This window comes from Desulforapulum autotrophicum HRM2, from assembly GCF_000020365.1.
Taxonomy (GTDB): Bacteria; Desulfobacterota; Desulfobacteria; order Desulfobacterales; family Desulfobacteraceae; genus Desulforapulum; species Desulforapulum autotrophicum.
This window is the reverse complement of record NC_012108.1, coordinates 3,625,447-3,645,387: the sequence shown is the minus strand read 5'-3', so window position 1 is coordinate 3,645,387 and position 19,941 is coordinate 3,625,447. Positions and strand designations below refer to the sequence as shown.

General features: G+C 49.7%; 20 protein-coding genes and 1 tRNA gene. 7 read left to right on the top strand and 14 right to left on the bottom strand.

Annotated features, from left to right (window positions below; all coding sequences use genetic code 11):
* Positions 1-3: 3 nt before the first annotated feature.
* Both HRM2_RS15880 and mnmG read right to left on the bottom strand, forming a co-directional pair.
* Positions 4-915 (bottom strand): DnaJ C-terminal domain-containing protein, encoded by a 912-nt coding sequence (locus HRM2_RS15880; RefSeq protein WP_015905059.1) that lies wholly within the window; start codon positions 913-915, stop codon positions 4-6.
* Between the two features lie 76 nt (positions 916-991).
* Positions 992-2,875, bottom strand: coding sequence for a tRNA uridine-5-carboxymethylaminomethyl(34) synthesis enzyme MnmG (gene mnmG / locus HRM2_RS15875; protein ID WP_015905058.1), 1,884 nt, complete (start codon positions 2,873-2,875; stop codon positions 992-994).
* 117 nt (positions 2,876-2,992) lie between these two features.
* Here mnmG and HRM2_RS15870 point away from each other — a divergent pair, with 117 nt between their 5' ends.
* Complete coding sequence (locus tag HRM2_RS15870; RefSeq protein ID WP_015905057.1) at positions 2,993-3,919, top strand: TIGR01212 family radical SAM protein; 927 nt, start codon at positions 2,993-2,995, stop codon at positions 3,917-3,919.
* Here the strand turns inward: HRM2_RS15870 and HRM2_RS15865 are convergent.
* The 12 genes from HRM2_RS15865 to HRM2_RS15810 form a co-directional block, all read right to left on the bottom strand.
* Positions 3,889-4,917, bottom strand: coding sequence for an FAD:protein FMN transferase (locus HRM2_RS15865; protein ID WP_015905056.1), 1,029 nt, complete (start codon positions 4,915-4,917; stop codon positions 3,889-3,891). The two genes, HRM2_RS15870 and HRM2_RS15865, sit on opposite strands and share 31 nt — an antisense overlap.
* Before the next feature lie 59 nt (positions 4,918-4,976).
* Positions 4,977-5,474: a Crp/Fnr family transcriptional regulator gene (locus HRM2_RS25390; protein WP_015905055.1), complete on the bottom strand. Its 498-nt coding sequence runs from the start codon at positions 5,472-5,474 to the stop codon at positions 4,977-4,979.
* Between the two features lie 27 nt (positions 5,475-5,501).
* The gene (locus HRM2_RS15855) at positions 5,502-7,574 is read right to left on the bottom strand and encodes an RnfABCDGE type electron transport complex subunit B (protein ID WP_015905054.1); all 2,073 of its coding nucleotides are present in this window, start codon (positions 7,572-7,574) and stop codon (positions 5,502-5,504) included.
* Between the two features lie 75 nt (positions 7,575-7,649).
* The gene (gene rsxA, locus HRM2_RS15850) at positions 7,650-8,225 is read right to left on the bottom strand and encodes an electron transport complex subunit RsxA (protein WP_015905053.1); all 576 of its coding nucleotides are present in this window, start codon (positions 8,223-8,225) and stop codon (positions 7,650-7,652) included.
* An 11-nt stretch (positions 8,226-8,236) separates the two neighbouring features.
* Positions 8,237-8,830, bottom strand: a complete 594-nt coding sequence (rsxE, locus tag HRM2_RS15845) for an electron transport complex subunit RsxE (RefSeq protein WP_015905052.1) — start codon at positions 8,828-8,830, stop codon at positions 8,237-8,239.
* 12 nt (positions 8,831-8,842) lie between these two features.
* The gene (gene rnfG / locus HRM2_RS15840; RefSeq protein ID WP_015905051.1) at positions 8,843-9,436 is read right to left on the bottom strand and encodes an RnfABCDGE type electron transport complex subunit G; all 594 of its coding nucleotides are present in this window, start codon (positions 9,434-9,436) and stop codon (positions 8,843-8,845) included.
* Positions 9,429-10,397: an RnfABCDGE type electron transport complex subunit D gene (locus HRM2_RS15835; RefSeq protein WP_015905050.1), complete on the bottom strand. Its 969-nt coding sequence runs from the start codon at positions 10,395-10,397 to the stop codon at positions 9,429-9,431. The genes rnfG and HRM2_RS15835 overlap by 8 nt, the downstream gene beginning before the upstream one ends.
* Entirely contained in the window at positions 10,390-11,670 is a 1,281-nt protein-coding gene (locus tag HRM2_RS15830) for a 4Fe-4S dicluster domain-containing protein (RefSeq protein WP_015905049.1), read from the bottom strand. The genes HRM2_RS15835 and HRM2_RS15830 overlap by 8 nt, the downstream gene beginning before the upstream one ends.
* Before the next feature lie 70 nt (positions 11,671-11,740).
* Positions 11,741-12,106, bottom strand: coding sequence for a cytochrome c3 family protein (locus HRM2_RS26105; RefSeq protein ID WP_015905048.1), 366 nt, complete (start codon positions 12,104-12,106; stop codon positions 11,741-11,743).
* Between the two features lie 133 nt (positions 12,107-12,239).
* Positions 12,240-12,695, bottom strand: a complete 456-nt coding sequence (locus HRM2_RS15820) for a SoxR reducing system RseC family protein (RefSeq protein ID WP_041273317.1) — start codon at positions 12,693-12,695, stop codon at positions 12,240-12,242.
* A 62-nt stretch (positions 12,696-12,757) separates the two neighbouring features.
* Complete coding sequence (locus HRM2_RS15815; protein ID WP_015905046.1) at positions 12,758-13,066, bottom strand: hypothetical protein; 309 nt, start codon at positions 13,064-13,066, stop codon at positions 12,758-12,760.
* Positions 13,067-13,097: 31 nt separating this feature from the next.
* Positions 13,098-13,427: a hypothetical protein gene (locus HRM2_RS15810; RefSeq protein WP_015905045.1), complete on the bottom strand. Its 330-nt coding sequence runs from the start codon at positions 13,425-13,427 to the stop codon at positions 13,098-13,100.
* 162 nt (positions 13,428-13,589) lie between these two features.
* On the opposite strand from HRM2_RS15810, the gene HRM2_RS15805 reads away from it, so the two are divergent.
* The 6 genes from HRM2_RS15805 to pncA all read left to right on the top strand — a co-directional run bounded on the left by HRM2_RS15805 (position 13,590) and on the right by pncA (position 19,934).
* A tRNA-Asn gene (locus tag HRM2_RS15805) sits at positions 13,590-13,665 on the top strand.
* Between the two features lie 488 nt (positions 13,666-14,153).
* Positions 14,154-16,157 (top strand): response regulator, encoded by a 2,004-nt coding sequence (locus tag HRM2_RS25385; RefSeq protein ID WP_015905043.1) that lies wholly within the window; start codon positions 14,154-14,156, stop codon positions 16,155-16,157.
* Positions 16,150-17,406, top strand: coding sequence for a response regulator (locus tag HRM2_RS15795; RefSeq protein ID WP_015905042.1), 1,257 nt, complete (start codon positions 16,150-16,152; stop codon positions 17,404-17,406). The genes HRM2_RS25385 and HRM2_RS15795 overlap by 8 nt, the downstream gene beginning before the upstream one ends.
* A 10-nt stretch (positions 17,407-17,416) precedes the next feature.
* Positions 17,417-18,436, top strand: a complete 1,020-nt coding sequence (locus HRM2_RS15790; protein WP_041273316.1) for a sensor histidine kinase — start codon at positions 17,417-17,419, stop codon at positions 18,434-18,436.
* Entirely contained in the window at positions 18,403-19,137 is a 735-nt protein-coding gene (locus tag HRM2_RS15785; RefSeq protein WP_015905040.1) for a response regulator transcription factor, read from the top strand. Before HRM2_RS15790 ends, HRM2_RS15785 begins: the two co-directional genes overlap by 34 nt.
* A 146-nt stretch (positions 19,138-19,283) precedes the next feature.
* A complete protein-coding gene (gene pncA / locus HRM2_RS15780) occupies positions 19,284-19,934 on the top strand; it encodes a bifunctional nicotinamidase/pyrazinamidase (protein WP_049770541.1) in 651 nt (216 codons plus the stop codon).
* Positions 19,935-19,941 lie beyond the last annotated feature (7 nt).

The following is a 19,941-nucleotide window of genomic DNA, read 5'->3' as shown; positions in this document are numbered from 1 at the left end:
GATTTATAATCCAGATTGAGCCAATTTTTCAACCAATTTCTTTTGTTCTTCGTTGAGTCTCTTTGGCATATGGACCTGGATTACAACAAAGAGGTCTCCAGTACCCGAGTCGTTGATCTGGGGGATACCCTGGCCGGCAAGACGCATTTTAGCCTTGTGTTTTGTTCCTTTTGGAATGTTAAGACTGATACTTTTGCCCACGGGGGTTTTGATTTCGATCTTTGTTCCAAGTATGGCCTGGGTGAGACGTATCTCTTTTGTCGTATAGATGTCGTTTCCCTCAATGGTAAAGCCCAGGGTGTTTAAAGGTTTTGACTTGATAAAGAGATCTCCGGAAGGGCCGCCATGGGGACTCTCTTCGCCCTTACCCGCAACCCGTATTCTTTTGCCCATGGTCATTCCCTTGGGAATCTTGACGTTGAGGGTCTCCATGGTGGTGCCGCGGTTGATGCTGATGGTCTTGCTCGTGCCGTTGATGATCTCTTCAAGGTTAAGGGCAAGTTCATATTCAAGGTCTCTTCCCTTTATCTGTCTGGCCCTTTGCTGGCCGCCCATGCCCTGGCCAAAGGGGTTACCGCCGCCCGTGGAAAAGCCTCCGCTGAACCTGCGATGGCCGCCGCCAAAGCCGAATTCCTTGAGAATATCACCAATGTCAAAGTTTCTGAAGATATCCTCCTGGGAGTAGCGTTGCTGAAAATCTGCAGACCCATAGGTATCGTACTGGTTGCGCTTGTCCTTGTCACTTAATACGGCGTATGCCTCGCTGATTTCATTGAATTTTGCTTCAAAATCCTTGTTCCCATTGGCCTTGTCCGGGTGGTATTTAAGGGCAAGTTTTCTGTAGGCTTTTTTGATTTCAGCTTCCGTGGCTGTTTTGCTGACCCCTAGAATTTTGTAGTAGTCGGTTTCTGGCATTATCGTGGTGTTCCTTCTTTTAAATGGCTATCCTAAATCATTGATGGTTTAAAAAATAATTAGGATACCATCAAAGTCAAGTTGAAGATCTTCGGCCAAGGGCCGTTATGGCAATCAAAATTACCGAAAGGGCCGCAGGAGTCATGCCGTCTATGCGAGATGCCTGGCCAAGGGAGAGGGGTTTTACGCTGGTAAGTTTTTCCCTGAGCTCGTTGGAAAGCCCGTGGATGGCTTTAAATTCAATGTCCTTGGGAATTTTAATTCTTTCCATATCTTTGAATTTTTTAATCTCGTTGAGCTGGCGTGCAATATATCCTTCGTACTTTGTTTCTATCTCCACCTGCTTTTTTATTCTTGACGGTATGGTCGAAGGGGAGGGCGCAAATACATCAACGGCCGAGTAATCGATGCCGGCTCGCTTGAGAAGTTGGTCAAGTTTAAGGCCAGTTGTAATGGGCGTGGACCCTGCACGGTTGAGCCAGGCGTTTGTTTCCGGGGTGGGTTTGACAACATGGCTCTGTATTCTTGCCATCTCTTTTTTAGTACCACGGCTGATTTCCCGGGCAGCAGCAAGGGCTTGTCCATCGACAAGTCCCAGTTCATGTCCTTTCTCAGCAAGCCTCAGGTCGGCATTGTCCTCCCTTAAGAGGAGCCTGTATTCCGCCCTTGAGGTGAACATTCGATAGGGCTCTTTGGTTCCCCTGGTGACAAGGTCGTCGATCATTACTCCCATATACGCCTCTGAGCGGTCCAGCAGAAAGGGTTCCTGTTCCTTTACCATGCAGGCGGCATTTATTCCCGCCCACAATCCCTGGGCCGCAGCCTCTTCATAGCCTGAAGTGCCGTTGATCTGGCCTGCGAAAAAAAGGCCGTTGATTCGTTTGGTTTCAAGGGTGGGGTTTAGCTCCTGGGGATTGATATAGTCGTACTCAATGGCATAGGCAGGCCGCATGATCTCAGCCTGTTCAAGTCCCTTGACCGAACGTACCACTTCAAGCTGAATTTCGACAGGAAGACTGTTCCCAAGGCCGGATGCGTAAATTTCCTGGGAGTCTGTCCCTTCATGCTCAAGAATGATCTGGTGCTGGTCCCGGTCGGGAAACTTGACGATCTTATCTTCAAACGAGGGGCAGTACCGGGCAGATTTTCCAATGATGCTGCCGCCGTAGAGGGCTGAGTGTTTGAGGTTCTGGCGCACAAGGTCATGGGTGTGGGTGTTGGTGTGGCCTATGAAGCTTGGCAGCATACCCCCTTTGACCGTTGTAGTGGAAAATGAAAAGGGTGTGGGGTCAGGATCGGAATCCTGGCGGCTGAATTCTGAGAAATCAATGGTTGACAGGGCAAGCCTCGGGGGAGTGCCCGTCTTCATCCGTTCAAGAAGAAACCCTTCTCGTTCAAGGGACGCGGCAAGCCCGATGGATGAGAACTCCCCGGCCCTTCCTGCATGGATTTTTGTGGTCCCAATATGGACCATCCCCTTGAGAAAGGTGCCTGTGGCAAGAACCACGGCAGACCCATGATAACCGAACCCGGTCTCTTCCCTGATGCCGATGACCCGATGGTTCTCAATGACAAGCTGGTCAACCATCATCTGTTTGAAGTCCAGGTTCAAGGTCGTTTCAACGATTTTTTTCATCGTTGCCTGGTAGAGTCGTTTATCGTTCTGGGTACGAGTGGAGTGTACGGCCGGACCTTTTCGGGTGTTGAGTGTTCTGTACTGGATGGCTGAAGCGTCTGAAACTTTGGCCATTTTTCCGCCCAGGGCATCGATTTCCTTAACAAGTTGTCCCTTGGCCATGCCCCCGATGGAGGGACTGCACGGCATGGCAGCTATCTTGTCAAGATCAATGGCCGCAAGCAGGGTTCGGCACCCCATATTGGCAGCAGCTATGGCTGCTTCACAGCCGGCATGCCCTGCGCCAACAACAATGACGTCATAATTTTTAGTGTAAAATTTCATGGAAATGTACTATATATCCGGTTTGAGTCCGGGTCAAGACAAGATCTGTTCTTTCCCTTTACTGGAACTGTTGCAGGGGCTCTACACAAGGCTTTGGCATTTATGGGAACGTTAAATATGATGATTAAACGACGCTATTCAGACTACAACACCTACCTTAGGTCGCTTTTCGGACAAAGGGTTCAAAAAATTACCGTTGATACGGGGCTGGGTTGTCCCAATCGGGACGGCACCATTGCCAGGGGGGGGTGCATCTACTGTAACGCCAAAGGTTCTGGTTCCGGGCTTTTCAGCCAGGGATTATCCATTAGCCAGCAGATCGAAAATGGCAGAAAAGCCATGATCCGGCGCTACAAGGCCAGCCTTTTTTTGGTTTATTTTCAGTCCTATACCAATACCTATACCAGCTGCGCCAACATGAAGAAAATGTACGACCAGGCGCTCAGTGTGCCGGGTATGGTGGGTATGGCCATTGGGACTCGGCCCGACTGTGTTGATCCGGAAAAGCTTGATTTAATTGCCTCTTATACCAAGGATTACCTGGTGTGGGTGGAGTATGGGCTTCAGTCTATCCACAATTCAACCCTTGAACGGATCAACCGGGGGCATGATTTTGCCTGCTTTGAAAGGGCCGTAACCATGACCCGGGAAAGGGGGGTCAAGGTATGCGCCCACGTGATTCTCGGGCTTCCCGGAGAGGACCGGTCCATGATGCTTGAAACGGCAAGGGCGCTTGGGCGGCTTAAAATTGACGGTGTCAAGATTCATCTTCTCTACGTGGTCAAGGGCACAGCGCTTGAAACCATGTGGACGAGGAGGGAATACCAATGTCTGGAGCAGCAGGAGTATGTTGAAACCGTTTGTGATTTTATCGAGCTTCTGCCCGAGTCTGTCATCATCCAGCGGATTACCGGAGATCCCCATCCTGAAGAGCTCGCAGCTCCGGCCTGGGCCATGGAGAGAAACGAAACATTCAAGATGATTCAGGATACCTTTGAGATCAGGGGTTCCTATCAGGGAAAGCGGTTTGACGAAAAATCCTGAAACGTTCCGTCGGGTTTCCGCACAACAATAAGGCACTCAACATTGTCGAGGCCGTTGACAATGGCCAGGCTTTTTTCCGGAGCCATGACCATCAGGGCTGTTGCAAGTCCATCGGCAAAGGTACAATTGTCTGCAACAACAGAGGCACTTACCACACCCGTATCAACAGGATAACCCGTGGTGGGGTTAATGATGTGGGAGTAGCTTCGATTGTCGATCGTGACGAAATTTCGATAATCTCCGCTCGTGGCAAGGGCCTTGTCCCTGAGTTTGATCGTCCGGTACAGAGTGCTCTGGGTTGAGCCAGGTTCCGGTCTTGAAATCCCCACGGTCCAGGCCATGTTCCCAGGCTTGGTTCCCCGGGTAACCACTTCTCCTCCGATTTCAACGATAAAACGGCTGAACCCTGACCCTTGAAGCATCAAGGCAACAGCATCAACCCCAAACCCCTTGGCAATGGATCCAAGGTCAAGGGTGACAGAGTCGCTCTTTTTTGACAGAATTTTCCCCTGGATGTCGATGCGGTTGAATCCTGTTTGACTGAGCAGGGCTTTGACCCGTTCAGGATCAGGCATTTTTGTGATGGCAGCTTTTGTTCCAAACCCCCACAGATCCACAAGGGGTTTCAATGTTCCATCCCAGGCCCCGTTTGTAAGCAGGTAAAGTCGGCTGCCCTGTTCCAAAACCTGGGCAAAATCAGGGGAAACGGTAAATGGTGTGTGGGCCGATGTGGCGTTGAACCGGGAGATCTCGCTTGTGGGCAAAAACATGGACATGCTTTGATTCACCATGGCAAGCCTTGCATCGATGCGTTGTTTTAATTGCACCTCATCAATGATCGAATCTGCCATCACCGTTATGGCGTAGGTGGTTCCCATGGTTTTTCCCATGAGGGTGTGCTTTTTAAGTGCTTCCGCCTGGGTCAGGGTGTCCTGAACAAGCAGAAACAGGGTTGCAATCAAAACAGAATAGAAAAGAATTTTTTTTGAATATTTCATAGTGACTTTTGGCAGGAAATTAAACGGGATCAGGCAAGCCTGATCCCGTTGATAGACGTTTACCAGGAGTTCATCATATCAATGCCCATGAACTTTACCACTTCGTCCTGGAACTGTTTTGAACGGAATCCAACGACCTGGAGCATGTAGCGCATCAGCTTGTAACCGATAACGGTGTCTGCCTCCATGAGATTGGTTAGGGCTGTGCTGCTGATTTTTATGATTGAGCATTTCCTGGAGGTGCAAAAGGCGGAAAGGCGCATTTTATAAGGCGGGATAAAACAGGACCAACCAAATACCTGGGACTCTGGAATCACATAGTCGTGGGAACTGACGGTGTTTTCGTCCGTGGGCCGTTTGGCTGTTGGCATCTCAAATCTCAGGTCCACCTTGCCCTGGGTGACGATATACATGTGGCGGGCAGGTTCGCCTTCGGCAAACAGCCGTTCATCCCTCTGGAACTCTTCTTCAGAGCAAAGCTCTTGAATTTTTACCAGTTCCTCATCTGTGAGGCTCTTAAAAATTTCCAGACTTTCGAGTGTCTCAAGGGTAGTCATGATGTTACCTCCTTTTGAAAACAGCTGTTATGCAGATTTAATGTCCGGGTCGTAACAGAGCCTGCAGCAGTTGAGGCAGCGGTTCGCCTCTCTGATGGCCTCATCTTCAGGAAGAACAAGGTCGACCTCCACAAAGGAATCCATTCTCCGGTCAACGCTGAGTTCCGGCATTTTGGCACGTTTTTTCGGGGTAATTCCCTTGACTGTGGTAAATATTGATTCCTTGATTCGCCGGTGCTGTAGTGAGTCAACAACCGGTACCACAGGTTTTCCCTTGAGAAAAAGGTCAATGGACCTTGCAGCCCTTCTGCCGCCGCCAATTGCGTCCACCACAAGGGAGGGGCCGGTTGCTGCATCACCTGCCGTGAACACATAGGGGATTGTGGTCTGGAGGGTCTCAGGGTTATTTTCAATGGTGTTCCACCGGGTGAGCTCAAGCTCTGCCATTCTCGGATGGGGATCCTGCTTAAAGCTTGCCTCAGGGGACTGGCCAATGGCCGTGACAATGGTATCTACTTGAAGGCGGGTTTCTGAGCCTTCAATGGGTTCTGGCCGTCTACGACCGGAGGCGTCGGGTTCCCCAAGTTTCATTTGAAGATATTCAAGGTGGGTCACGTGGCCGTCATCGTTTCCAATGACCTTTGTGGGGGCTGCAAGAAAGACAAATTCAACCCCTTCCTCTTCAGATGCCACGATTTCCACCTCATTGGCCGGCATTTCTTTCCGGGTTCTGCGGTAAACCATGTAGACTTTTTCAAGGCCGAGTCTGAGCATTGTCCGGGCACAGTCGACTGCGGTATTTCCGCCGCCAATAACCGCTGCAGTGCGGCCAAGTTCCAGTGTCTCGCCGCCGGCGCGTCTGGAGAGCATGTTGATGCCGGTATAACATCCTTTAAGCTCTTCGCCAGGGATGCCAAGTTCATAATCCTTCCAGGCACCAACACCGAGAAATACGGCATTGTAGCCGGCCGCCATGAGTGATCCAAGGCCGAAGTCCACACCGAACTTAACATGGTTGTAACTCTTGATGCCAAGGTTGAGTATCCCTTCGATTTCCCAGTCAAGTACTTTGTCTGGAAGCCGGTACTCGGGAATTCCGTAGCGGATCATGCCGCCAAGTTTTGGCATGCTCTCAATGATTGATACCTCGTGGCCGATTCGCCTGAGAAAGTAGGCACAGCTCAGGCCCGAGGGTCCAGAACCAATGACCGCCACTTTCTTACCCGTATCTGGTGCACATTTAATGGGAATCCTGGAACCGGAAAACATCTCATAGTCGGCAACAAATCGCTTGAGCTGGTTGATGGAGACAGGCTCATCTTCGATTCCCCTGCGGCATTCAGATTCGCAGGGATGGGGGCATACCCGGCCGCAGGACAGAAGCAGTGGGTTCCTGAGTCGGATGGTCCGGACGGCACCAAGATAGTCGTTGTTTCTGATCTGGGCGATGTAACGGGGAATGTTGATTTCGGCGGGGCAGGTCTGGGCGCAGGGAGCCAGGGGGTCATTCTTCTGGTTAAACTTTAGAAGCTTTTCAGACAGGCTCTTGACCTCAATGATGTCCTTGGGACATGCCTTCTGGCAGGCGCCGCAGCCCACACACTTGTCGTCGTCCACAATCGGATGGCCCTTGGGGCCCATGCTAAGGGCGCCGAATTTGCATGCTTTGATACAATCACCAAGGCCGATGCATCCGACGTGGCAGTCACGCTTGCCGCCAAATATAACAGCCATGGCCTTGCAGGAGTTGACTCCCATATAGTGGTACTTGTTAGTTGCTCTATCCCCGCCTTCACACAGGTTGTAAGACAACTGGGATTCAGCAGTTCCAGGATCAAGCCCCATGACTGCAGCCACCTTTAAAACGGCCTCAGGGCCTGAGATGACGCAGACACTGGGTGCGGCCCTGCCAATAACAACTGCTTCAGCAGCCGCACTGCATCCTGCATATCCGCAACCGCCGCAGTTGGCGCCGGCAAGGTTTTCTTCGACCAGGGCAATTCTTGGGTCTTCGTACACGTAAAATATTTTGGAGGCAAAGCTGAGGACGATGCCGCAGACACTGCCAAGGGCCAACATGAACAATAGCGCTTCCGTCATAATAACCTCACATCAGGATTTTTAAAATCATACCATCAACTGTGTTGCATTAAATTAAATTAAATTAAATTAAATCTAAACCATTCCTTTGAACGCATAGAACGAGAGAGCTATCATTCCAGCCGTCACAAGACCCAGGGAGGTGTCCTGGAGGGGCTGGGGGACCCTGGCAATGTTGATCCTTTCCCGAAGTCCTGCAAACAGCACCAGGGCAAGGCCAAATCCCACAGCATAGCTGAACGAAGCCACAGCCGCCTGGAGAAATGAATAATCTTCTTTGATATTGATCAGACAGACACCCATGACCGCACAGTTGGTAGTGATCAGCGGCAGAAAGATGCCAAGGCCGGCATACAGGGCTGGGATGCTTTTTTTGAGAAACATCTCGACAAACTGCACAAGCGAGGCAATGACAAGGATGAACGACAGGGTCCGCAAATATTCGATGTTCAAGGGTTTCAACAGGTAGTTATTGGTAACCCAGGTAATCAAGCCGGCCAGAACCAGTACAAAAACAACGGCCATGCCCATGCCCGTTGCGGTTTCCATTTTCTTTGATGTCCCAAGGAACGGACAGTTTCCCAGGTACTGGGCAAGGAGAATGTTGTTTACAAATATGCAGCTGATGGCAAGAACAAAGTAGTCAGTCATTACAAATCTCCTTATTTTTTACCAATGAGGTTCATGATGCACAGCATTAACCCCAGGCAGACAAAGGCTCCGGGTGCTTGAACCATAAAGGTAAACGGCTGAAAATCGGGCCCAAAAACTGGATGCCCAAGGATAGTGCCGGCCCCAAGGCTTTCACGAACAAGACCCAGAGCGCCCAGGGAGAGGGTAAATCCCACGCCCATGCCCAGGCCGTCGGCAATGGCCAGATGGGGCGCATTCTTGCCGGCAAAGGCCTCGGCCCTGCCCAGCACGATGCAGTTTACAACGATGAGGGGAATGAAAATACCGAGTTTTAGAAAAAGTTCATAGGTAAATGCCTGCATCAAAAGTTCCACAATGGTTACAAAGGTGGCGATAATGACGATGTAACAGGCGATCCTCACCTTGGCCGGAATAATGGTCCTTAAAAGGCTGACCAGAAAGTTTGAACAGATGAGTACAAATGTGGTTGCAAGCCCCATTCCGATTCCGTTTTCAACGCTTTGAGTTACCGCAAGAACAGGGCAGAGGCCCAGAACGAGCCTGAACGGTGGGAGTTCAGCCCAGAGCCCCTTAGTGAATTCTTTTGCCATGGATTGAGCCATAACTTATGTCTCCTAATTGGCCAGATTCGCAATCTGGGAGTTGATCTCAGGTTTCAGTTTTGCATAGAGTTCCTGGGCCTTGGTTGCGGCAAGGCAGACACCCTTGGAGGTGATCGTTGCTCCAGACATGGCATCAATTTCTCCACCGTCACTTTTAACGGCAAATCCCTTGTCAAGCGCCTTGCCGTCGAACTGGCTCACATAGGAGGGGTTATCCTTGGCTCTAGAGCCCACGCCCGGGGTTTCGCTGTGGGTGGTTACCCGAACTCCGAGGAGGGTATCTGATTTGATATCAATACCCACCATGAGGCCGATGTTACCCTCAAATCCCTTGCCCTTGGTTTCAAAGGCAATGGCTTCGGGTGTTCCATCTTTTTTACCGACAAAGAATGTTATCTCTTCGCCGTCGCTGGTCAGTTTAAAGCGATCCTGCAGGGGGTCGTTGGACACATCACTGAGAATGGCCTTTACAGCCGGTGCTTTCTGAAACTTGAGTACCTGATTTTCAATCTTATCCTGTGTGCTGTTTCTGACCGTTGCAAGTAAACCGCCTGAGAAGGCACTTAAAACCGTCAAAACAACAACCATGCTTATCATTTCACGCATTTTTCACAACCTTTCCCAAAGCTTTTGGTCTGATTCTGTCGATGAGTGGGTTTATTAGGTTAATCAAAAGAATCGCAAAAACAGTGCCATCCGGGTAGGACCCGATGTTTCTGATAAGGATTGTCATGACGCCACCCATGATGCCGTAGATGATCATGGGTATAAGGTTCACAGGCGAGGATGAGTTTTCCGTTGCAAGGAAAAAAGCAGCAAAAAGGGTATAGCCTGTGAAGAGGTGGAAAAGGGGAGGGGCATAAAGATCTGAATTGGCAAGGTTGAAGATCAGGGCCGTTAAAAAGATGCCGGCGATATAGGCAAGACTGATCTCCCATCGGATATATCCCCTGAGGATGAGGTAGACACCGCCAAGAATAATCCCGATGCCGAAGATGGTTCCGATTGCCCCCACCTGGTTACCCATGACAAGGTCTTTTAAGGGAAAAAGACCGACCGCTGCAACGCCCTGGTGTTTTAGTGCCCCTAAAGGAGCAAGGGCCTTGAATGTGAATTCATAGTTTAAGAGGGCTGCGTCGAAATCAAAGAATCCCTTCCAGGCAACCAGCAGCACGGCAATGCCGATAACCGCTGGGTTAAAGGGGTTTGCACCGATGCCGCCGTAAATCTGTTTGCCGACCACAACAGCGAAAAAGGTTCCCGTCAGCACCATCCACCAGGGTGTGGTGGCCGGAAGCATCATCCCGACGAACAGGCCGATGACCGCGGCATCCAGGTCCGCAATGGTGATGGCCCGCTTGGAGATGAAATTAAAGGCAAGCTCCCAGAGCATGGCGGTTGAAGTGGCCAGGGCCAGAACCCCCAGGGCTGGAGCGCCAAATGTGAGAACGCCGAATATAGCGGCCGGCAGGGCCGCCAGGATAATGTTCACGTTCATGGTTGCGATGGTGTCACCATCATGCCAGAAAGGAGCGTGGGATACGGTGTATTTGTTCTGCTTATGCATGGGTCTCCTCCGTTTCCAGTTTTAGCAGCTCGTGCTTTCCAAGTCGAATGTATTGAAACAGGGGTATTCTTGAGGTGCAGACATAGCTGCACATACCACATTCAATGCATGATTTAAGATCAAAGTTGTCGGCAGCCTCCTCATACATGCTTGCCTCCAGGTATCGAACCAGGAGGTTGACCGGAATGTTTGCCGGGCATACCCTGATACATTTTCCGCAGTTGATGCACGGATAGTCCGAGACATGGGGAATTTCACCGCAATCCTGGACAATAATTGTGTCTGTGTCAGGCTGAACTGGATGGTAGAGGGTATAGGCGGCAACTCCCTGCATGGGACCGCCGATGATAATTCGATCACGATCGTTGCAAACGATGTTAAACTGTTTGAAAATTCTATGAATCGGGGTGCCAATGACCGCCTTGACCCTGTGTCTTATACCATCCTTGCCAATGACGGTAAGGACTTTTTCGTAAACCGGTTCTTTCAGGGCATAGGCTCGTGCCATGGAAACGACGGCTTCAACGCCCATGAATACCACCCCCTGCTCGTGGCAGGACATTCCCGGCACCGGTATTACGCCCAAAAGTTCTTTCATGATGATTTTTGGAAGGGCTTTTGTGTACTGGGATGAAATCAGTAATGTTCTGGTTCCATCAAAAAGAAGCGACGCCTTGTTCTCTTCGGGAATTGTGATGGCAATGTCTTCAATGCCGGTCATCTGTCTGATAAGAGCGATTCCCTGCAGGATATCATCTTTGGCTGTTGTCAGCAGGTATTGCCGGGTTGTAGAGGCAAGGTCAGAGTCTGTCCCTTCAATTACCAGGGTTTTAATTTTGTGGTCTGTGTCAAGCAGCCGAGCAAGGGGAGGGGCGCCGGGCAGGTGTCTGAGGAATTTGTCGGCAGTCGCAAGTTCGGGTGTCTCTGCGACCTTGGCGAATTCGTCGGTTTTAAGGCTCCTGCCATCCCTTTCAAGGATCAGGTAGGTGGCCACAGCACCAAAGTCACCCGTGTACGAGGCAATGGCGGTTATGGTGCCCGAGTCAGGGGCGACGGCGTACTCAGCACTTTCCACATAAAGAAAGAGCCTTTCCCCCTGTTTGACCGTATCTCCTTTTTTGATCTTTGTTTCCCGTGTGCTGTCTAAAGGCTCGTGGATCAGCAGAACAAGTCTTTTGGGAATGGGAATTGATTCGGGTTCCTTGGGATCGGGTTCGATCCGATCACACAAGAGCTTGGGGCCAGTTAATCCGATAAATGATCTCTTTGTCATGACAAACCTTTATCTGGTAAATTAAATAGATGCAAAGGGTCAATACACAGGGGTGACTCCGGTGTTCAGACTATATTGCATGGCATGAGTTGCACTCTACTGGGCCTGTTCCTGCATCTTCATGGCACCCCTTACATTGGGTGTGGAAGGCGTCTGTCCTGCCCGGCATATCTTCATCGCCGGTTGCTTCATGGCATTCGCTGCAGTTGTAGACCTCGTCGTCCTCAATGTTGTGGTGACAATCCACGCATGAAAGGTCATAGTCGGCAATGTGTGTTCCATGGCCAAACAGAACCTTTCCAGCTGCATTGTGAAACATGAGTCTGACGGGTTCTTCCGGTGCTGGTGGTGGGAAAGAGGCATAACAGATGATCCCAGTGATAAGGAGTATGCCTGCCAGGAGTAGAGCGATTTTTAGGTCTTTCTTCGAGGTCATGATTGCTTTGCCCTCAGTTTAGTGGATCGTTAGCAATTGGTGAACGAAAAAATGCAAAAAAAAACTTGAAAGTTTTCTATCCCAGAACCTTTCAAGTTTCAAGTAAAAACTGTAATTTTTTAATGAATGCTCGTTACTGAGGGGTTTCAATCGTTCGTGTTCGATCGATTCTAACAAGGAAGGGTTTGAACTCGCGGTTTTTAGAAACTCGGTCGCCGGTCTTTCGTATGATTACAAAGGCCAGGGCAAAAGAGAAAATACCTGCAAGGACCGAGGTCATGGAAGGATCCATTTCAAATCGGGGGGCAAGGGTCTCGCCGGTTGCTGCGCCTGCAATCAGGAGGATGATGGGGAAGACGTAGAGCATGAAGCTCATTTTAAGCAGGGGGGCTGTTTTAAATCCGATCACAACCCGATCTCCTTTTTTTGCATTTATGGTATTGTTTACCTGGACGATCATTCCCATGCTTGTGTCCTGTGACTCGCAGGAGTCGCATGCGTCGCATGACTCACAGGATTTGGATCTTACCGTCTCAACCCATGCCGTTGTTGCGCTGATGCTCGTGACAAGACCTTCTTTTGTAACCATGTTTGAATTTCCAATGTTGCTAAAAAAGATTAAAGATTAAGACATGGAAATATGGGGCTGTTCTATACATATACGTTTATGCCCATGTCCCTTCGTTTCTGTTTGTATTCCTGCTCAAGTCTTTGGCGTTCCTGATTGTATTCAGCTTCGACTTTCTGTTCTTCGCTGTTGCGTTCCTGTTCTAATCTGTCTTTTTTTGTATCGTATTCCTGTTCCAGGGACCGGCTTGAGGCGTTGAGACTGGCCGGTCCATCAATGGCTGTTTGCTCCTCCTTGGTGGCAACCCGGGGTGTCAATGTCGTCACTGCTGCCGTAGCCGTAACGCCTTGATAGGGCTGTGGTACCCTCATGCCTGTTGTTATAGCGGGCATTTGTGTCACCTCCTTTGCCAGGTTGCAACGATCAGGCTACAAGGTCAACGATTCTTTTGGAACCTGGGCTGGGATCTTGGGCCGTTTCCTGCCCGTTTGCCTGTGTTGTGTTGTCGACTGCCGGGGGGGTATTGCCCGGCTCAGTTCCCATGGCTTGCTGCTCGGATTGAAGAATTTCCATTGCCTGACTCGTTATGCTCACCTGGAACGCCTGGTTTGAAAGTTCCGGGGTTGTTTGGTCTGTTCTGTTTTCGGGTGTGCCCTGGTCCTGCTCTTTTTCAAGGATATCAACCTGGCCCGTCATTTCCGTATTTTGAGGCTGAATATAGGGATTTGATCCGGATATGCCGTTTATAGTCATTGTTTGTCTCCTTCAATGATGATTAAGTATCATTTAAATGAGAATATACTTTTAAAATTATGAAAGTCAAATTTATTTATTTATTTTATATTTTTCTGTTGACAAGGGGGTTGGGTACAGAGTATAAAGCTCGAGTCTTTCATGAGTTGAAAGAAGTTCTGCTCCCCAGTAGCTCAGTTGGCAGAGCGAGTGGCTGTTAACCACTTTGTCCGCGGTTCAAATCCGTGCTGGGGAGCCAACACAAAAATAACTTGTCATGAGTTTATATAAATGTAAAGCCCTGGAAATTAATTTTCAGGGCTTTATCTTTTTTGGCCATGGTTGCTTGACAGTCATGCCTGTTTCAGAATATCTATTGATCCATGGTTTTGAATCAATCCCACATCACTTACGTCATTAATACGAGTTTTTATATGAAACACTCACCGAAGCATTGCAAACAGAGGCGTTTCATCATTCGTTGTGGCCAGGGCAGATACCATGTTCCGGCCATGCCGGTTATATGAAACACTCACCGAAGCATTGCAAACAGAGGCGTTTCATCATTCGTTGTGGCCAGGGCAGATATCATGTTCCGGCCATGCCGGTTATATGAAACACTCACCGAAGCATTGCAAACAGAGGCGTTTCATCATTCGTTGTGGCCAGGGCAGATATCATGTTCCGGCCATGCCGGTTATATAAAAAGAATCTGGATTCCTGCTTTGAAATCCAGGGGGCGGTAATTTGAAAGTTAAAACCACCATCAGGATTTTGACCATTGATGATGAAGCCTTTATCCGGACCAGTATTCGCAACTACCTGGAAGATTGCGAATTTGAAGTGATCGAGGCTGAAAATGGACGGATCGGTATCGACAAGTTTGAACGGGAAAAACCGGATCTTGTTCTGCTTGATCTTCGCATGCCTGAGATGGACGGTCTCCAGCTGCTGGAGATTCTCAAACGCCTGTCGCCTGATACCCCCCTTATCGTTATTTCCGGCACGGGAAACATTTCTGCTGTGGTCGAGGCGCTTCATCTGGGGGCCTGGGACTATATTCTCAAGCCGATCCAGGATATGAGTGTTCTTTTACATTCCGTGACAAAATGTCTTAAAGAGAGCCAGCTTAAACGGGAAAACAAGGCATACCAGGAGCACCTTGAAAGACTTGTAAGGGATCGGACCCAGAGTCTGGCAGCAAGTGAACAGCTGTACAGGGCAGTGTTTGAATGCACAGGGGCGGCCACGGCCATTCTGGAAAAGGACATGACCCTTTCCATGGTGAACACAGGATTTGAACAGCTGTCCGGGTTGAAGCGCCATGAGATCATCGACAAAAAAAAGTGGTTGGATTTTGTTGCTCCTCCTGATCTTAAAAGGATGATGACCTACCATGAAAATAGAAGAACCGTGGATATGGCAGAGTCTGTTCCTGAGCAGTATGAATTTTTGTTCCTGACGGCCAATAAAGAGGAGTGTTCGGTCCTGGTCCATGTGGGGATGATCCAGGGAACCGATCGATCCATTGCCTCTTTGCTTGACATCACCAAGAGAAAAGAGGTGGAACAAAGGGGGAAGAGCCTTGAAAACCAGCTCAGAAAAGCCCAGAAAATGGAGGCCATTGGAACCCTTTCCGGAGGAATTGCCCACGATTTGAACAATATCTTGAGCCCTGTTCTCGGGTATGCCGATATGCTCATGAATGATGCAAAACCGGGGGGGATCACCTTTGCCAGAAGTGAGAAAATTCATCGAGCAGCCCTGCGGGCAGCTGATCTGGTGAACCAGATTCTGACGTTTACCCGCAGAAAAGAAGAAAAAAAACGCCCTGTAAAGATTCATCCCATTGCCATGGAGGTGCTGCGTCTGCTTAAAGGGTCCATTCCCTCGACTATTCAGATCATTGACCGGATTGACAGAAAATGTGGCCGAATTGAGGCTGACCTGACCCAGATCCACCAGGTCATCATGAACCTTTGCACCAATGCTTACCACGCCATGGAGGATGCTGGCGGAGAGCTTGTGGTGGCTCTCTTTGAAAAGACACTTGGGGAAAAGGAGGCCATGGCCCACCAGGGACTCACGCCGGGACGGTTTCTCTGCCTGGAGGTATCGGATACGGGATGTGGTATTCCTGAATCGTTTCTGGAGAGAATCTTTGAGCCCTACTATACCACCAAGGAAGAGGGCAAGGGTACTGGCCTGGGCCTGGCAACGGTTTATGGGATTGTCAAGAGCTACCATGGTGAGGTTCTTGTCAGGAGTGTTCCTGGAAAAGGGTCATGTTTTACCATCCTCTTTCCCATGGTTGAGGTTGCGGCAAAGAACGAGCCCTTTGAGAGAAACCATCCATTTGATGCCCAGGGAAAGGGCTTGGGGATACTGGTTGTGGATGATGACAGGAATATTGCGGATATGTACAAGGAGGGGTTTGAGGCGCTGGGGTATGATGTCACCGTGTATTATTCGGGTATGGAGGCCCTTGAATTTTTTAGGAACAATTCTGAAAAAATTGATTTTGCGATCACAGATCAGACCATGCCCCACATGACAGGCGTTGATCTGAGCCGCGGCATGCTTTGTGTAAAACCTGACTTGCCTGTTATTCTTTGCAGCGGTTATCCCGGGGAGGTTAACGAAGAAAAAGCCACTGATGCTGGAATCCGGCGGTTTGTAATGAAACCGGTTACGGTGGGGGAACTCTCAAGAATGATTCAGGATGTATTAAAAGGAGAGGGGCATGGGTGAGAACACCGGTATTAAAATTTTGACCATTGATGATGAGCCCTATATCCGGGAAAGCATCAAGAGTTTTCTGGAGGATTTCGGGTTTGATGTCATCGCGGCAGAGGACGGTCGCAATGGGCTTAAACTTTTTGAAAGTCAACGCCCGGATCTTGTGCTCTGTGATCTGAGAATGCCGGAAATGGATGGACTTGAGGTGCTTGAAGCTGTTACAAAGACCTCCCCTGAAACCCCCATCATCGTGGTGTCGGGTGCCGGTAACATCCTAGACACGGTTGAAGCCCTTCGTCTGGGTGCCTGGGACTACATCATCAAGCCAATCCAGGACATGAATGTGCTCTTTCATGCTGTGGGTAAGGGACTTGAGCGTGCCCGGTTGATTCGTGAAAAAAATCAGTACCAGCAGGATCTTGAAAAGGCCAATGCCCGGTTAAAAACATCCCTTGATACCCTTGAAAGAACCCGGGATCAGCTGGTACAGTCAGAGAAAATGGCGGCCCTGGGGGGACTTGTTGCGGGAGTTGCCCACGAGATCAACACCCCGGTGGGCATCGGGGTTACGGCTGCATCATTTCTACAGTCAAAGACAGAAACGCTTCAGCGTCTGTATGGCAAAGGTGACCTTAAACGAAGTGATCTTGAAAATTATCTTGCCACCGTTGACGAGGTGGCCCATTCAATATTGATCAACATGGAACGGGCAGCGGAACTGATCTCAAGTTTCAAGCAGGTTGCCGTAGACCAGTCAAGTCAGGAACAAAGATGTTTTAACCTTGAGGCATATATTCGAGAGGTGTTGCTCAGTCTGGGGCCAAAAATTAAAAAAACCGGCCATGAAGTTGAGGTGAAAAGTTCCGGAGACATGGAGGTCTCTTCCTATCCCGGGGCCTATTCCCAGATTGTTAGTAACCTTGTGATCAATTCGTTGCTCCACGGGTTTAAGGATGGTAAAAAAGGGCGAATGACCATTGACATTCGTCGTCACAGGGAGAATGATCAGGATCAAATCCTTTTTGTATACCAGGATACTGGACAGGGCATGTCCCTGGAGCAGATTGCCAAGGTGTTTGATCCCTTTTATACCACAATGCGGGGCAGGGGGGGCACGGGGCTGGGCATGTCCATTGTGTTTAATCTGGTGACCCAGACCCTTGGCGGCACCATCCATTGCAAGAGTTCCCCAGGCAGGGGGGTTGAATTTATCATGGAAATTCCCGTCCCTTCCCGGGAGAACAACCCCGGCGGGGAGTAACCAGACCATCGTGCAGATTCAGACATCTTCCAAATGGTATCTTCATCCGGTTCTTATTTTTGCCTGTTCGATCCTGGCCCTTGCAGGTGCCCTTGTCATCACCGTATCCTGGTACATGGAGATCACTGCAGCCCTTGAGGTGATCATCAAGAAGTTTCACATCGATCCAGGGCAGATTTTTCCATCAAAGAGCGGGATGATTTTTCTGGTTCTGACCCTGCTTATTACAGTGGTCCTAGCTGGAATTTTCATGGCGTTTTTTTATTACCAGCGTACGGTTCGACTTTTCAGGCTTCAGCACAACTTTATCTATAATTTTACCCATGAACTAAAAACCCCTGTCACCTCGCTTAAGATTTACCTTGAGACCTTCATGCGCCACACCCTTGCCCCCGAGGTCACCAGAAAATATACCGGGTATATGCTCGGGGATGTTAATCGGCTTATCGGTAATATCAACGCCATTCTCAACCTTGCCAGGATAGAGAGTCGTAATTACGGGGCGGAACTCAACCATGAGGATCTGGTCCAGGTGACACAAAATTTTTGTGAAAAAAACAGCTCACTTTTCCGGTCCCTTTCCATCACCATCCGCAACCCTGAAGATCGGCGTTTTGTTTATCCGGTAAACCTTCTTTTGTTTGAGATGCTTCTCATGAATATTCTGTCCAATGCGGAAAAGTACAATGAATCAAAAAAACCAGGGGTGGATATTCTTTTTCGTACCCACAAGCAGCGACTGTGTATCGATTTCTCAGACAACGGCATTGGTATTGAAAAGAAGGAAATTCGTAAAATATTCAGGAAATTTTACCAGGCAGGACGGCACGACAGTGCCCATGTCAGGGGCAGCGGTCTGGGGCTCTATCTGGTGTTCAGTATTGCCCGCATACACGGTTGGAAGGTTGCAGCTAAAAGTCAGGGCAGGGGAGAAGGTGCAACTTTTACCCTGACCTCACCCAGGGAAGAGACGGGCGACATTAAGGGGAGAAATTTATGGAAGATGCTGAAAAAAAGCGTATCCTGGTAATTGAGGATGAACAGCACATAGCAGAGGGGATCAAGCTTAACCTGAATATGCAGGGGTATGGGGTAAGGATTGCGCCGGACGGGGTTGCAGGCCTGGAGCTGTGGCGTCAGTGGCATCCGGATCTCATCATTCTTGATATCATGCTGCCCATGATTGACGGGTTGACGGTTTTGAAAAAGATTCGCAGCGAGGATGAAAAGCTGCCCGTGCTCATTCTTTCGGCAAAGGGCAATGCCGAGGACAGGGTTCGAGGGCTTCGCTGCGGTGTGGATGATTACCTTGCCAAACCCTTTGACCTTGACGAATTCCTGTTGAGGGTTGATCGCCTTCTTGCCAGAAAGTCATGGTACGCCGGTGAAAACCAGACTCCAGAGGACAACGATCTGCCCTTTCCAGGTGAGACCTACACCTTTGGCGAAAATCAGGTCAACTTCATCACCTGTGAGGCCAGGTCAACGGCCGGCACCATTGCGCTTACCGAGCAGGAGATCAAACTTTTAAAGGTGTTCATAGCCAACCGTGGAAGACCCGTCTCCCGTCAGAAACTCCTTGCGGCAGGCTGGGGATACTCAAGCAGTACCACCACCCGGACCGTTGACAATTTCATGGTCCGGTTCAGAAAATACTTTGAGGCGGATTCTAAAAACCCGGTCTACTTTAAAAGCCGTCGATCGGTGGGATATATTTTTGACCATGACTAAGGGCCTGGACGGCGTATGCTCCCGGCCATGCAAGACTCCCCACATCCCAGGATGAGTTCAGGGTCAATGATCAGATATTCAAAACTGGATTGGGATCTCCTAGCTGGTTTTATGGTCATAAGGAACAAAAGGATACAACAATGGATATGTCAAAAATACCAAGCCCGGATGCCCGGGCTGTCACCGGGGTGATTGTCGTGGATCTCCAGGGCGACTTCACCACCCTGAAACAGGGCTCCCTTGCCGTGGACGGCACGGATTCAACCTATGTTAAAACCGTCGAGCAGGTCACATTGCGCCTTAGAGCAAAAGGATTCACTCTGTTCGCAACCCAGGATTGGCACCCCCGGGACCATGTATCGTTTTTTACCAGCCACCCGGGCAAACACCCCTTTGAAACTGTTGAGATTGATGGTCTCTCCCAGACCCTCTGGCCCCCCCACTGTGTGGCGGATAGTGAAAATGCCGGGATTCTCATGGACCCCTCCTTTTTTTCCATGGTGGTAAAAAAGGGAACCTGCAAAGATTACGACAGCTATTCCGGGTTCCAGGACCAGGGTGGCACCTCCACTGAACTGGAGAGGCTTCTCCGGGCGGGCAAGATTACCCGGCTCATCGTCTACGGCCTTGCAACCGATTATTGCGTCAAGGCCACAGCTCTGGATGCGGCAAAAAGAGGGTTTGAGGTGTTTGTTGTCAAAGATCTCTGTCGGGGAGTCTCCGTGGATACCACAAGGGCGGCCCTGGAAGAGATGGCTCAACACGGTATCAACATCATCACCATGGCAGATTTATAGGGGGGGG

What these genes read in the sequence shown, in the direction of transcription:
- HRM2_RS15835 (WP_015905050.1), bottom strand. Translation starts at nt 10,397, where the DNA reads ATGCATAAGCAGAACAAATACACCGTATCCCACGCTCCTTTCTGGCAT.
- mnmG (WP_015905058.1), bottom strand. Translation starts at nt 2,875, where the DNA reads ATGAAATTTTACACTAAAAATTATGACGTCATTGTTGTTGGCGCAGGG.
- HRM2_RS15810 (WP_015905045.1), bottom strand. Translation starts at nt 13,427, where the DNA reads ATGACTATAAACGGCATATCCGGATCAAATCCCTATATTCAGCCTCAA.
- rnfG (WP_015905051.1), bottom strand. Translation starts at nt 9,436, where the DNA reads ATGCGTGAAATGATAAGCATGGTTGTTGTTTTGACGGTTTTAAGTGCC.
- HRM2_RS15820 (WP_041273317.1), bottom strand. Translation starts at nt 12,695, where the DNA reads ATGGTTACAAAAGAAGGTCTTGTCACGAGCATCAGCGCAACAACGGCA.
- pncA (WP_049770541.1), top strand. Translation starts at nt 19,284, where the DNA reads ATGTCAAAAATACCAAGCCCGGATGCCCGGGCTGTCACCGGGGTGATT.
- HRM2_RS15815 (WP_015905046.1), bottom strand. Translation starts at nt 13,066, where the DNA reads ATGCCCGCTATAACAACAGGCATGAGGGTACCACAGCCCTATCAAGGC.
- HRM2_RS15880 (WP_015905059.1), bottom strand. Translation starts at nt 915, where the DNA reads ATGCCAGAAACCGACTACTACAAAATTCTAGGGGTCAGCAAAACAGCC.
- HRM2_RS15830 (WP_015905049.1), bottom strand. Translation starts at nt 11,670, where the DNA reads ATGACAAAGAGATCATTTATCGGATTAACTGGCCCCAAGCTCTTGTGT.
- HRM2_RS15795 (WP_015905042.1), top strand. Translation starts at nt 16,150, where the DNA reads ATGGGTGAGAACACCGGTATTAAAATTTTGACCATTGATGATGAGCCC.
- HRM2_RS15870 (WP_015905057.1), top strand. Translation starts at nt 2,993, where the DNA reads ATGATGATTAAACGACGCTATTCAGACTACAACACCTACCTTAGGTCG.
- rsxA (WP_015905053.1), bottom strand. Translation starts at nt 8,225, where the DNA reads ATGACTGACTACTTTGTTCTTGCCATCAGCTGCATATTTGTAAACAAC.
- HRM2_RS15855 (WP_015905054.1), bottom strand. Translation starts at nt 7,574, where the DNA reads ATGACGGAAGCGCTATTGTTCATGTTGGCCCTTGGCAGTGTCTGCGGC.
- HRM2_RS26105 (WP_015905048.1), bottom strand. Translation starts at nt 12,106, where the DNA reads ATGACCTCGAAGAAAGACCTAAAAATCGCTCTACTCCTGGCAGGCATA.
- HRM2_RS15865 (WP_015905056.1), bottom strand. Translation starts at nt 4,917, where the DNA reads ATGAAATATTCAAAAAAAATTCTTTTCTATTCTGTTTTGATTGCAACC.
- HRM2_RS25390 (WP_015905055.1), bottom strand. Translation starts at nt 5,474, where the DNA reads ATGACTACCCTTGAGACACTCGAAAGTCTGGAAATTTTTAAGAGCCTC.
- rsxE (WP_015905052.1), bottom strand. Translation starts at nt 8,830, where the DNA reads ATGGCTCAATCCATGGCAAAAGAATTCACTAAGGGGCTCTGGGCTGAA.
- HRM2_RS15785 (WP_015905040.1), top strand. Translation starts at nt 18,403, where the DNA reads ATGGAAGATGCTGAAAAAAAGCGTATCCTGGTAATTGAGGATGAACAG.